12 protein-coding genes are annotated in these 12,931 nt (G+C 65.4%); 3 read left to right on the top strand and 9 right to left on the bottom strand.

What is annotated here, in order from left to right; genetic code table 11:
- Window positions 1–4: 4 nt before the first annotated feature.
- The 7 genes from XH92_RS30475 to XH92_RS30445 all read right to left on the bottom strand — a co-directional run bounded on the left by XH92_RS30475 (window position 5) and on the right by XH92_RS30445 (window position 5,117).
- The gene (locus XH92_RS30475; RefSeq protein WP_194455423.1) at window positions 5–475 is read right to left on the bottom strand and encodes a GFA family protein; all 471 of its coding nucleotides are present in this window, start codon (window positions 473–475) and stop codon (window positions 5–7) included.
- Window positions 472–2,346 (bottom strand): methylmalonyl-CoA mutase family protein, encoded by a 1,875-nt coding sequence (locus tag XH92_RS30470; protein ID WP_194455422.1) that lies wholly within the window; start codon window positions 2,344–2,346, stop codon window positions 472–474. The genes XH92_RS30475 and XH92_RS30470 overlap by 4 nt, the downstream gene beginning before the upstream one ends.
- 106 nt (window positions 2,347–2,452) lie before the next feature.
- Window positions 2,453–2,944, bottom strand: coding sequence for a 2-amino-4-hydroxy-6-hydroxymethyldihydropteridine diphosphokinase (folK, locus tag XH92_RS30465; protein ID WP_194455421.1), 492 nt, complete (start codon window positions 2,942–2,944; stop codon window positions 2,453–2,455).
- 4 nt (window positions 2,945–2,948) lie between these two features.
- Window positions 2,949–3,329 carry a dihydroneopterin aldolase gene (folB, locus tag XH92_RS30460; protein WP_194455420.1) on the bottom strand — a complete coding sequence of 127 codons (381 nt, stop codon included), beginning with the start codon at window positions 3,327–3,329 and terminating at the stop codon, window positions 2,949–2,951.
- Window positions 3,326–4,183, bottom strand: a complete 858-nt coding sequence (gene folP, locus XH92_RS30455; protein WP_371817834.1) for a dihydropteroate synthase — start codon at window positions 4,181–4,183, stop codon at window positions 3,326–3,328. The genes folB and folP overlap by 4 nt, the downstream gene beginning before the upstream one ends.
- 98 nt (window positions 4,184–4,281) lie before the next feature.
- Entirely contained in the window at window positions 4,282–4,689 is a 408-nt protein-coding gene (locus XH92_RS30450; protein WP_092125172.1) for a DUF4332 domain-containing protein, read from the bottom strand.
- 62 nt (window positions 4,690–4,751) lie between these two features.
- Window positions 4,752–5,117, bottom strand: a complete 366-nt coding sequence (locus tag XH92_RS30445) for a DUF2267 domain-containing protein (protein WP_194455419.1) — start codon at window positions 5,115–5,117, stop codon at window positions 4,752–4,754.
- Window positions 5,118–5,509: 392 nt separating this feature from the next.
- Between XH92_RS30445 and XH92_RS30440 the strand changes: the two genes are divergently transcribed.
- Both XH92_RS30440 and XH92_RS30435 read left to right on the top strand, forming a co-directional pair.
- A complete protein-coding gene (locus tag XH92_RS30440; RefSeq protein WP_194455418.1) occupies window positions 5,510–7,129 on the top strand; it encodes a helicase HerA-like domain-containing protein in 1,620 nt (539 codons plus the stop codon).
- Between the two features lie 98 nt (window positions 7,130–7,227).
- A complete protein-coding gene (locus XH92_RS30435; RefSeq protein ID WP_194455417.1) occupies window positions 7,228–8,628 on the top strand; it encodes a M20/M25/M40 family metallo-hydrolase in 1,401 nt (466 codons plus the stop codon).
- Window positions 8,629–9,064: 436 nt separating this feature from the next.
- On the opposite strand, the gene XH92_RS30430 is transcribed toward XH92_RS30435, so the two are convergent.
- Complete coding sequence (locus XH92_RS30430) at window positions 9,065–9,844, bottom strand: class II aldolase/adducin family protein (protein ID WP_194455416.1); 780 nt, start codon at window positions 9,842–9,844, stop codon at window positions 9,065–9,067.
- A gap of 158 nt (window positions 9,845–10,002) precedes the next feature.
- Window positions 10,003–11,652: a glycosyltransferase family 39 protein gene (locus XH92_RS30425; RefSeq protein ID WP_194455415.1), complete on the bottom strand. Its 1,650-nt coding sequence runs from the start codon at window positions 11,650–11,652 to the stop codon at window positions 10,003–10,005.
- Window positions 11,653–11,991: 339 nt separating this feature from the next.
- Between XH92_RS30425 and XH92_RS30420 the strand changes: the two genes are divergently transcribed.
- A complete protein-coding gene (locus XH92_RS30420) occupies window positions 11,992–12,888 on the top strand; it encodes a DUF308 domain-containing protein (RefSeq protein WP_194455414.1) in 897 nt (298 codons plus the stop codon).
- Window positions 12,889–12,931: the final 43 nt, after the last annotated feature.

Below are 12,931 nucleotides of genomic sequence, written 5' to 3'. Positions count from 1 at the left end.
TTCCTCAGTCATGGTCCGGATGCTGATGGCTGACGATGGTCGCCATCTTGTCCGGTCCGTAATTCTGCATCGTGGTCTGGCTCGGCAGGTTGGCAATGCCGACCACCCAGCCGTGGCGGGACTCGGTTCCGAACTGCTGCGTCGGGATCACCCGGTCGGGCCGGTCGAAGGCCCCGGTCATGATCTCGATGCGGGGACCGTCGATCCGTCGGAAGCTGAGCGGTGTGCCGCAGGCGGCGCAGAAGTCGCGCTCGGCGATCGAGGATGATTTGAACGCCGCCGGCTTGCCGCGGGTCCAGGCGAAATCCTCTTTGTTGATGTCGGCGAAAGAGGCGAACGGCGCGCCGGAGGCCTTCTGGCACATCCGGCAGTGACAGATGCTGACGCGGTTCGGCGCCGCCGTCACCGCAAAGCGCACGGCGCCGCACTGGCAACCGCCGGTCAGAACGGGTTTCGCTGGTGCCTCTGCCGTCATGCCTGCTCCATCCGCCGATAGGCGTCGCGCAATGTCGCCAGCGCGTCACCGCCGGCGAAGACGAACTCACCGATGCCGGCCGCCCGCAGCGCCGCTTCCAGCTCGCCCGGCCGCCCTGCCAGATAGATATGCCTTGCTCCGGCGCCGTGAAGGGCCTTGGCGGCCTCGGTGGCGCTGACGGCATACACCTTGTCAGAGGAACAAATGCACGCCATCGCGGCGCCCGAGGCCCTGAAGGCCACGGCAAGCGCCGCCGCATCGGCAAAGCCCTCGCTGTCGACGGCCTCGATCCCGCCGGTCTCGAAAAAGCTCTTTGCGAAGGTGGCGCGGGCCGTGAAATCCGCCGGCGTGCCGAGGTTGGCGAGGAAGATCTTCGGTCGCGTGCCATGGGCCTTCCGCGCCGCATCCGACTTGTCGCGCAGCGCCTCGAACGGTTCGGCGAGCCGCATCGGCGCGAGGGCGTCGAACCTGACCTTGGCATTGGCGGTGGAGATCGGCGCTGATGGTTTCACATCCAAGACCGCGAGATCAGCCTCGTGCAGGTTGGGGAATTCGCTGGCGCCGGTCAGCACGTCGCGTCGCTTTGCGACATTGGCTTCGCGCCGGGCCCGCGTCGCGGCGACCTTCTGTTGCAGCAGGCCCTGCTCGAGCGCGGGGAAGATGCCGCCGGCCTTCTCGATCTCCTGGAACAGCGTCCACGCTGCTTCGCAGAGCTGCGCGGTCAGCGTCTCGATGCCGCCGGCGCCCGCGGCAGGATCGGAGACCTTGGCGAGGTTGGACTCGTCGAGCAGCACGAGCTGGGTGTTGCGCGCCACGCGGCGGGCGAAATCATCGGGCAGCCCGAGCGCCAGCGTGTGCGGCAGCACGGTGATCGCATTGGCGCCGCCGAGACCGGCGGCAAAGGTCGCGATCGTCGCGCGCAGCATGTTCACGTTGGGGTCGCGCTGGGTCAGCATCCGCCAGGCGGTCTGCGCGTTGACGAAGATCGGCTTCGGCGCGAGGCCGCAGGCCTGCTCGACCCGTGCCCACAGCAGCCGGAGCGCGCGGAATTTCGCCATGGTCAGGAACTGGTCGGCATCGGCGCTGAGGCGGAACGAGACGGCTGCGCGCGCCGCGTCGAGATCGAGCCCTGAGGCTTCCAGCATGCGCAGATAGGCGAGCCCGACCGCGAGCGTGAAGGCGAGTTCCTGCACCTCGGATCCACCGGCATCATGCACCGGCCGGCCGTCGGCCAGCACGAACGGTCCCTTGAAGCCGCGCTTGATCAGACCGTTGACGACCTGGCCGAATGGCTTCTCGTAATTGGGCCACGCGATCGCCGCTGCACCGCGCACGGCAATCGTGCTCAGCGCCTGGTAGTTGAAATGCAGGTCGAGCTTGGCCGGATCGAGCTTGCGGGCCTCGACCATGTCGGCAAACGTCTCGCCGGCGTTCTCGCGGCCGATCACCGGGTTGAGCGCGATCATGATGCCGGCGTCGAGATGGACGCCGCCGCAGGCCCGCGCCAACGTCTTCTTGCTGGCGTCGGCGAGACCGAAGCCGCGCGCGCCGGGACCGCCGGCGAACTCGAATTCGAGGCCGGTCGCGCCGTTCTCGAGATCCTGCAAGGCCTGCGCATTGGCCTCCGCGGCGTCGGGATGGTCGACCCGTTGCAGGATCTGCCAGGGGGTGGCGGCGGCGCGGCCCGGCAGCGGGCTCGAGTTGGTGGCGCGGCGATAGATCGGATCGATCCTCAAGCCATCATAGGTCTTGCCGACCAGCTTCTCGAACGGCGCGCCCTTCAGCACGCCGTCGACCAGCTTGCGCCAGTCGTCGTAGGTCGCAGGTGCAAAATCCGAAGCCAGAGCCAAATCGTCAGTCGAGGTCGTCATCCGCCCAAATCGTCCTTCATCGGCCCCGCGAGGGCGCCCTTTGATTTGGCCGGAAATTGCCACGGGCGGGCGGCCAAGCCAAACTTTTGTTTGCGGTCGTCCGGCTTTAATCGAGGTCCGCTAGGCGGAAAATACCGTCGGTAGAGACCCCCGCCAGCGCATCCGCGACGCGGCGCCCGGCAATGACGCGGTCGGGAACGATCTCGGCCAGCGGCACCAGCACGAAGGCACGCTCGAACAAACGCGGGTGCGGCAGCGTCAGTTCCGGCTTGTCGAGTGTGATATCGTCATAGGCGATCAGGTCGAGGTCGAGGGTGCGTGGTCCCCAGCGCTGCTCGTTCTTGCGGTCGCGGCCGAACTTGGTTTCGATCTTGTGCAGTGTGAACAGCAGCGCGTGCGGATCGAGGCTGGTGTCGATCTCGATGCAGGCATTGATGAAGCTGTCCTGCTGCGCCTCGCCCCAGGGCGGCGTCGAATAGTCCGACGAGCGCGCCAGCAGCGCCGCCTGCGTCATGCCGCAGATATTGGCGATCGCCTTGCGAAACGTCGTGCGGACGTCGCCGACATTGCCGCCAAGTGCGATCAGGACGTCAGCCATCGGTTCAACTATGTGGCAGCGGATGCCGCGAGCGGGTCAGCACCACGCCGACATCGTCGAAGATCGCCGCGATCGGTGCATGCGGCTTGTGCACGGTGACCTTGACTGCCCGGATGCGCGGGAAGGTGGCCAGGATGTCCTCCGCCACTGCGCCGGCGGCGCGTTCCAGCAGCTTGTAGTTGGTGTTCTTGAACGCCGATGTCGCGGTCGCCACCACATTGGAATAGGAGACCGTGTCGGACAGGCGGTCGGTGCGCGAGGATTCCGAAAGGTCGGTGTAGAGCTCGAGGTCGATGACGAAGCGCTGTCCAACTTCGGTCTCATGTTCCATCACGCCATGGCGGGCATGGATGACGATCCCGGTGATGAAGATCGTGTCGGTCATTGCTGTCCCTCGATTGCCGCGGCCACCCGCAGCGCCTGAACGGTTTCCGCGACGTCATGCGCACGGATGATGCGGGCGCCATGCTGTGCGGCGATCAGATGCGCCGCGATCGAGCCGCCGATCCGCTGTTGCGGCTCCGAGGCCACGACCGTGCTGATGAAGCGCTTGCGTGAGGCGCCGACCAGCACCGGCAGACCGAACGCGTCGAGCTCGGCCAGCCGCGCCAGCGCGATCATGCTCTGCTCCGGCGTCTTGCCGAAGCCGATGCCGGGATCGAGCACGATCCGGTCCGACGCAATGCCGGCCCTAGCCGCGACATCGAGCGAGCGCTCGAAGAAGGCCGTGATGTCCTGCATGATGTCGATCGCCGGGTCGGCACGCTCGCGATTGTGCATGATGATCACGGGCACGCCGCGCGCGGCGACGAGCGGCGCCATCCCGGCATCGCGCTGCAGGCCCCAGACGTCATTGGCGATCGCGGCGCCCTGGTCGAGCGCCCAGGCCACGACCTCCGACTTCATGCTGTCGATCGAGACCGGCACGCCGAGCGCGACCACCTCGGCCAGCACCGGCTTCAGCCGCGCCATTTCGGCTTCGGCGGAGACCGGCTGCGAGCCGTAGGGGCGGGTCGATTCCGCGCCGATGTCGATGATGTCGGCGCCCTCGGCGACCAGACGGCGGGCCTGCGCCAGCGCCTGTTCGGGCGCGATGAACTGGCCGCCGTCGGAGAACGAGTCCGGCGTCACGTTCAGGATACCCATCACTGCCGGATAGGGCCGCGACAGCAGTGCCGGCAGCACCGCCGATACGGCCGGGCCGGTCACCGCCGATGCTATGGGCCTGGTTGCCATCATGCGGTGGCTTTGCGCTGACCGCAGCGGCAAGTCAAGGTGCCGCAGCGATGTGCGGCGCCGGCGGGAGCAGGTCCGGTTAAGGCAGGCTAATTGCGATGCTAATAGGTGATCTTGAGCGGCAGCTTGCGTGCCTGTTCGATCAGCAACTCGACCGATTTCTCTGACGGCATCACGCGGACGAGCTTACGTCGCACATTGGCGTCCTTCATGCTCTGCGCCAGCCGCGACGGGTTGCGCTGCGCGAGCTCGCGCACGGTGGTGACGCCGGCGGCGCGGACCAGCCCGACCTTCGCCTTGCCCATGCCGGGAATCCGCATGTAGTCGGAGATGTTGGCCCATTCGAGCAATTGTTGTTCGCTGATCCCGGTCTTGGCGGCGAGCGCCTTGCGTCCCTTGACGGTGCGGGCGGCTTCAAGCAGTGCGTCGGTCGTGCGGATACCCTGCGACTTCAGTTTGGTAGCACAATAGGCGGACAGGCCTTCGATCTCGGAGAGGGGGTATGTCATGATACTCGTATGCAGGTAACAGGTAGAAGGGAGCGCGCGTGCAGGGGCGTTGGGAAAGTGCTTCAGGCAAACTGGCTGAGGCCCGGCGTCCCCGAGATGATCTCGCCCATTTGATCCGCTCCGATTTTGTCGCGGCCGAACCTGAAAAGTTCACGCGCGACGTTCTGAATTTCACCCATGCTCAGGCCAAGCGCCATCAGGCGGGTGCCGACGGCCATCAGGCCGCCGCCCATCAACCGCGATAGACCACCGCTGTTGTTGGAGGCGGCGATTGCCGCTTCGGCGCCGGGGATTTGGTCGATCAGAGCCTGGACTTTGTCGGAAGGTCCCTCGTTACGGAGGAAACCCAGAACGATGCCGATGGTTTTTTCAGCGACAGCGCTATCGATGCCGGCCTTCGCGGCCAGCTGCCCAACCAATTCGTCCATCTTGCCCCGCCTCAACCGGACTTTGCCGGGTCATTCTTCGGAATTTATCTTGAGCGCCTGTGTCACGAAATACAAGCGATCCGCGCATTTCAGTTCGTTTTCTTTTTCGATCGCGCTGTGACTGTGGCCTCGCTGCAAGAGTGAGCGGCGGATTCACACCATCTTGTCGCAATGCGCAATGCCTTTCGTCACTTTGCCGGGAATAAAGTATGAGGAACTGTTGGTGCGACACTATACGTCGGCGTCTGCTGGCGGTTTCAATCAACCCGCAAGATGCAATATGATGGCACTGGTTCGGCATCGAACCGGGTTCGACGTATCGAACCGGGTTCGACGTATCGAACCGGGCACGATGATCGAAACGATCTAAATTTGCGCGAAGAGGCGAAGCGATGGCGACCTCCGACAACAAGTTGGCCGATACGGACGAGAGGATTTTTATCGGCAAGGGTGAGGAGACAGCCTGGCTGACGCTGGCGCTGGCCAACCGGCATGGCCTCGTCACCGGTGCAACCGGAACCGGCAAGACCGTCTCGCTTCAAGTCATGGCAGAAGGCTTTGCGCGCGCCGGCGTTCCGGTATTCGCAGCCGACATCAAGGGCGACCTCTCCGGTATCTCCGAGGTCGGCGAGGCCAAGGATTTTATTGTGAAGCGCGCCCAGGAAATGGGCTTGACCTTCCAGCCCGATCAATTCTCGACCGTGTTCTGGGACGTGTTCGGCGAGCAGGGCCATCCGGTGCGCGCCACCGTCACCGAGATGGGACCGCTGTTGCTGTCGCGCATGCTCGATCTGAACGACGTGCAGGAGGGCGTGCTCAACGTTGCCTTCCGCGTCGCCGACGAGAATGGCTTGACGCTGATCGACATGAAGGATCTGCGCGCTTTGCTGGATGCGATCGCGCCCGACGGCAGCAAGAAGGGGGCCGACGACGGCGAAGATCCGCTGGCTCCGATCCGCAAGGCCGCGCAGAGCTACGGCAACGTCTCCAAGGCGACGGTCGGAACGATCCAGCGCCAGCTCCTGGTGCTCGAGAACCAGGGCGGCGCGAAATTCTTCGGCGAGCCGGCGCTGACGCTGAAGGATTTCATGCGGACCGACCGCGACGGCCGCGGCATGGTTAATATTCTCGTCGCCGACAAGCTGATGCAGAGCCCGCGGCTTTACGCCACGTTCCTGCTCTGGATGCTTTCGGAACTGTTCGAGGAGTTACCGGAGGCCGGCGACCTGCCGAAGCCGAAGCTGGTGTTCTTCTTCGACGAGGCGCATCTGTTGTTCAACGATGCGCCGAAGGCGCTGATGGACAAGATCGAGCAGGTGGTGCGGTTGATCCGCTCCAAGGGCGTCGGCGTCTATTTCGTCACCCAGAATCCGATCGACGTGCCGGACAAGGTGCTGGCGCAGCTCGGCAACCGCGTGCAGCACGCGCTGCGCGCCTTCACGCCCCGCGACCAGAAGGCGGTGGCCGCGGCCGCGCAGACCTTCCGGCCCAATCCCAAACTCGATACCGCGCGGGTGATCATGGAGCTCGGCAAGGGCGAGGCGCTGGTCTCGTTTCTCGAGGGCGGCGGCACGCCGTCGATGGTCGAGCGCATCTTGGTGCGGCCGCCGTCGGCGCGGATCGGGCCGATCACACCGGAGGAGCGCAAGGCGATCATGGATGCGAGCCCGGTAAAGGGCAAATACGACATCGCGATCGACGCCGAATCCGCCTACGAGATCATCCAGAAGCGTCTCGCCGGCACGGCGACGCCGGCGGATGGTTCGTCTGGCGATGGCGGCGGGATCCTCGGCCACATCGGCGCCATTGCCGCCACGATCTTCGGCACCAATGTCAAGCGCGGCCGGCTCTCGACCGGACAGGTGATCGCGCGCAACGTCACGCGCTCGGTGACCGACAAGGTGGTCGGCGGCGTGGTCGCAGATCTCGGCAAGTCGGTCGGCGGTTCGGTCGGCGGCTCGATCGGTCGCGCATTGGTGCGCGGTGCGCTCGGCGGACTCCTGCGCAGGTAGCATCGGAGCCCCTGGCTGGGACGGGCAGCTCCGGCTTTGCCTGCGGCGGCCGGCGCGCTACAACTCGGCGCAATGTCCAAACAAAAAGGATATCCGTGATGTCCAACGCCAAGCTGCAGACCGTCCTTGACCGTATCGACGCCGATTTCGACAACAGTCTTGAGCGGCTGTTCACGCTGCTGCGGATCAAATCGATCTCGGCCGATCCGGCCTTTGCCAACGACTGCAAGGCGGCTGCCGACCACCTCGCCAAGGATATCGCAACCCTGGGCTTCAAGACCGAGGTGCGTCCGACCGCCGGCCATCCGGCCGTGCTCGGCAAGCTGAACGGCGCGACCGACGGGCGCCCGCATGTGCTGTTCTACGGCCACTATGACGTGCAGCCGGTCGATCCGCTGAATCTCTGGCATCGTCCGCCGTTCGAGCCCGCCGTGACCGACCATGCCGACGGGCGCAAGATCATCGTTGCGCGCGGGGCCGAGGACGACAAGGGACAGTTGATGACCTTCGTCGAGGCATGCCGGGCCTGGAAGGCGGTGACGGGATCGCTGCCGATCGACATCACCATCATCATCGAGGGTGAGGAGGAGATCGGCTCGAAGAATTTCGTGCCGTTCCTCGAAGCCAACAAGGCCGAGCTCAAGGCGGACTTCGCACTGGTCTGCGATACCGGCATGTGGGATCCGAACACGCCGGCGATCACCACCTCGCTGCGCGGCCTCGTCTATGACGAGGTCAAGATCAAGGCCGCCAGCCGCGACTTGCATTCCGGCGTGTTCGGCGGCGGCGCGCAGAATCCGATCCGCGTACTGACACGGATCCTCGGCGGCCTGCACGACGAGAACGGCCACATCACCATTCCCGGCTTCTATGACGGCGTGAAGGATCTGCCGCCGGACATCCTGGCGCAGTGGAAGCAGCTCAATCTGACGGCGGACAGCTTCCTCAAGCCGATCGGTCTGTCGGTGCCGGCCGGCGAGAAGGATCGTCTCCTGATCGAGCAGGTGTCCTCGCGGCCGACCTGCGACATCAACGGTATCGTCGGCGGCTATACCGGCGAGGGCTCCAAGACCGTGATCCCGGCGGAGGCGTCGGCGAAGGTCTCGTTCCGCCTGGTCGAGGGGCAGGATCCCGAGACGATCCGCCAGGCGTTCCGCGATTATGTGAAGTCGCGCGTGCCGGCGGATTGCAAGGCCGAGTTCATCGATCATTCCTCGGCGCCGGCGATCGCGCTCGACTGGAACATGAAGCCGCTCGCGGCCGCGCGCCGCGCGCTGACCGACGAATGGGGCAAGGAGGCGCTGCTGATTGGCTCCGGCGCCTCGATCCCGATCGTCGCCGATTTCAAGCGCACGCTCGGCCTCGACAGCGTGCTGGTCGGCTTCGGACTCGACGACGACAACATCCATTCGCCGAACGAGAAGTACGACCTCAAGAGCTACCACAAGGGCATCCGCTCCTGGGCGCGGATTCTGGCGGCGTTCGCCGACGCCAAATAGCGCGAGGCACCCCGCACGTAAGAACGCCGCCCGGAATTGGGCGGCGTTCTGATTCCGATGTACGATGGGGAGAGCGAAGCGAAACCCCATAGCTTCGCTGCCGTTTCGATAGGCATCGGAAAATTTCGACCCGTCATCCTGAGGTGCTCGCGCAGCGAGCCTCGAAGGATGCGCGGCCCGGCCGGTGGCCGTGCATCCTTCGAGGCTCGCAAGAGCTCGCACCTCAGGATGACGGGCATCGCGGTGTTACCTGCGGATGTGTTGTCCCGGATTGCGCGGAGCCTGTCATCGGGCGCGCGTTCGCGCGCCTCGTTGGCTCCATCCGGGCTACGGAAGGGAATGCCGAACGTAAAAACGCCGCCCGGAATTGGGCGGCGTTTTGATTCCGATAGTGCAGAGGGTGTTGGCGCCTAGCTTACCCGAACATTGTGAAACTTCAATCACGGTAGCCGGGATTGACGCGGTCGAGCTTGCGCAGCAGCGGCGGCCAGACCAGCTGGGTCGAGCGCAGCTCGGCGCGGTCGGGATTCGACAGCAGCTCGGTGTTCTTGTCGATCGCGTGCTGGTCGACCGGATAGGTGCTGCCGCCGAGCGCGCGGGTCGCCACCTGCATCGAGCAGGCGCGCTCCAGATGGTACATCCGCTCGAAGGCGGACGCGACCGAGCGGCCGACCGTCAGCGTGCCGTGATTGCGCAGCAGCATGTGGTTCTTGGTGCCGAGATCGCGCTGCAGGCGCGGGCGCTCGTCATGATCGAGCGCGATGCCTTCATAGTCGTGATAGGCGAGGTCGTGAGTGACGAGTTGCGCGGTCTGGTTCAGCGGCAGCAGCCCATCGGGGCCGCTCGACACTGCGGTGCCGTCGACCGTGTGCAGATGAAGCACGCAGCCGGCGTCCTCGCGCACCTCATGGATCGCCGAATGGATGGTGAAGCCGGCCGGGTTGATGCTGTAGACGCTCTCCGAAAGCTGGTTGCCGTCGAGATCGACCTTGACCAGGCTCGACGCGGTGATCTCGTCGAACATCAGCCCGTAGGGGTTGATCAGGAAGTGATGCTCGGGGCCGGGCACCCTGGCGGAAATGTGGGTATCGACCAGATCGTCCCAGCCATAGAGCGCGACCAGGCGGTAGCAGGCGGCGAGATTGATCCGCTGTTGCCATTCCGCGTCCGTCATGCCGGACGGAATTTCCTTCAAGCGTGCTTCGGCTGGCGACATGGCCAATTGCTCCAATGATCGTTGTCGATTGAGGCAAGCCTAGCGCTGCCGCCGGGACGCAGCAAGGCGGCGTAACGGCGTGACAGTCATGTCGGCATGCGGCCCACGATCCGAACGGCGATCGTCGGTGGGCAGTCGCGCAATCGACTTTCCGAAGCCTATGGCGCCGGGATCGCCAGCAGGCTCGAGATGCTGCGGCCGCGGATGTCGTAGACGCGGGCGAACACGACGTCGTCGCGCTTGATCTCGACCATCACGGGGGCGGCCAGGCCTTTGCAGTAGAACTCGCCGAGCGTCATCGCGAAGTCGGCGGCATGGCTGTCCCAGCCGATCGTGAAGTCGGGCCCGAGCGCCACCTGCGCGGGGCGCTGCGGTCCGCAGACTGCGACCTTCCACTTGCGGTGCTGCGGCGGCACTTCCTGCCGCTCCGCCAACTGCTCGCGCAGCCCGTCGGATGCCTGCTTCAGCGCCAAGCCCCAATAGTCCAGCATGAAGAAATTGTCGGCGGTCCGCACCGTGCCGGCGATGTGGTTGAAGTGGGTGTACTGATACGGATGCAGGCGGATCATTTCGCTGAGCGGCAGCAGCAGGCCGAACGCGAACACGGCGAGCGCCGCGGGCTGCCAGGCGCGGCGGTTCTCACCAAGCCAGTCCATGCCGCGGGCGAAGGCGACGCCGGCGAGCGCCGCCATCGGTGGGATCACGAAGATGAAGTGGCGGATGCCGTTATAGAGCGCCGGCCGCTTCACCATGGCGATCACCAGCGGCAGCGTCGCCGCCAGCGTCAGCATCAGCATGATCGACTTGCGCTTCGCCGGCACATCGATGCGCGACAGCGACATCAAGGTGGCGATGACGGCCGCGGTCAGCAGCACCAGCATCACCTCGGGAAGCTGCAGCGCGAACAGCGTCGGCAAATAGGACCACGGCATGTCCGGCACGGACACCAGCGCGCCGTCGAACATCTCCTTCCACGGCTTCTCGAAGAAGTGCGAGAAATAGGTCACCGCTTCCAGCGGATGCCCGGGCTCCATGATCGACCACGGCCAGATCAGGCCCATCACGAGATAGCCCAGCACGAGCCCCGGCAGCAGCACATAGACGACATGGGCAAAGCGATGGGTCGCCTCGCGCGCGCCCTGCTTGCGGAACTCCTCGATGAAGAGCGGGACGAAGCCGACCACGGCATAGATCAGGGCGAGGCCGCCAAGGACGCGGCAGCCGATCGACAGGCCGGCCCCGAGGCCGACGATCAGGATCGTGCGTGGCGAGGGCGCCGGATATTCCTCGATCAGCCGGACGAGGCCCATGATCAGGACCACCATCGCGACGGCGAAAGGCGCATCCTTCGGATTCATGAACATGTGACCGTAGAAAGTCGGGCACAGCGCGAGCAGCAGCAGCGCCGCCAGTCCCGCCAGCGGGCCACCGACGCGGCGCGCCAGGCGCCAGGTCACGGCAAGGCCGATAACGCCGACGATCGCGCCCAGCAGGCGGCGCGTCTCGAACAATTCGAGCGGGATGACCTTGTGCAGCAGGGCCGCGGCCATATCGAAGCCGCCGCCGTACATATAGAGATTGGCGAACGAGAGCGCGCTGGTGTCCTTGAACCCGGACCCGAACATGCGCAGCAGGAGGTCGGCGTATTCAGCGTGGGTGTAGTCGTCCCAGCCGAGACCGTAATCGCGGAATGTCAGACCGGCGACCACGGCGACCACGCCGAGGACGAGGAATGCGAGATCGTCGCAGGTCTTCTCCACCGAGCGCCGGGCAGGCGCCTCGAGGGCAGACGTCGTAATCGATGACATAGCTAGTGATACCGGCGTGCCTGTGGCCCAGATTGGCGCTTTAGGGCCTCATTCCCCGGCATCCATAGCGCAGTTCCGTTTCTGAGTAATTGGTAATTGTGGCGTAATTTCCCAGATGCGTTGCAATAAATTGGCAGCAATTCGTAGCCAGTAAATCTACGGGAGCAGTGCTGCGGCGCAGTCGGAGATCGGCGCGAGGACGGCGTACGCTTCTCCGGTTAAGCGGGATTTTAGGGAACTCTACCTACAATTGGCGGTTGGCGGTGTGGGCAATATGACGGTATCGTGGCGTAGGTGGTCCGCGCCGATTTTCGGTTGGGTCTCCCGGGGGTTAGTTCGATGAAGGTTGGTCTGTTGGTCGTCGGCGCGGGCCTGGTCGTGGCGGGCTTGGCGGCGGTTGGCCTCGGAATTCCGAACAAGGAATTCAGCGTCGGCGGCACGTTGATCATGACGGGCGTGACCGGCGTATGTACCGGCGCGATTGTTCTGGCCCTTGCCGCCATCCTTCGCGAACTCCAGGCCGTGGGCGGGCGGCTCGACGCAGTCGTTGCCGCAGGTCTCCGTTCGGGGGGCCCGTCGCCGTTTGCAACTTCCCCGCGCAGTGCTCCCGACGATCCGGTGTTCCCGCCGCCCGAGCCGAAGGTTTCGGCGCCGCCGCCGCTGGCTCCCGCGGCCTCGCCGTCCGCCCCTGCGGGGGCGCCGCCCTGGCATGACGAAATCCCCCCGCGTGGCGCGCCGGGCGAGGGACCGCCGCCCGTGCCGGGCGTAGCGGCCCCGGACGCCGAAGCCGCGCCGCCCAAGCGGCGCAACCTGCTGTTCTCCTCGTCGCGCAAGGAGCGTGAGCGGAGCCAGGGGCGTGCTGCCGAGCCGCTCACGCCGGATCTGTTGTCGCCGGAACTGCGCCCGAACCCGGGCGCTTCGGCCGAGCCTGCGCCGGCGACGTTCGACGATGCCTGGCCGAAGGCCGACCGGCCGCGATCGGTCGATGTCGCCCCGCGGCGCACGCCACGGCCGTCGACCTTCGGCGAGACCCAGTCAGCCGGCGCAGCGCCATCGTCAGGACATCCCCCGCCGCCCCAGGAACAGCCGCCGGTGACCGTGCTCAAATCGGGCGTCGTGGACGGCATGGCCTATTCGCTCTATTCGGACGGATCGATCGAGGCGCAGATGCCCGAGGGCATGATGCGGTTTGCCTCGATCGACGAGCTCAGATCGCATCTGGAGCAGAGGCCTTAAGGCCTGCACCAATACTTGCGCACGGCCGGTTCGATGCCGGAAA

The sequence above is a fragment of the Bradyrhizobium sp. CCBAU 53421 genome (assembly GCF_015291625.1).
Classification (GTDB): Bacteria; Pseudomonadota; Alphaproteobacteria; order Rhizobiales; family Xanthobacteraceae; genus Bradyrhizobium.
This window is presented reverse-complemented; position numbering and strand designations above follow the sequence as displayed.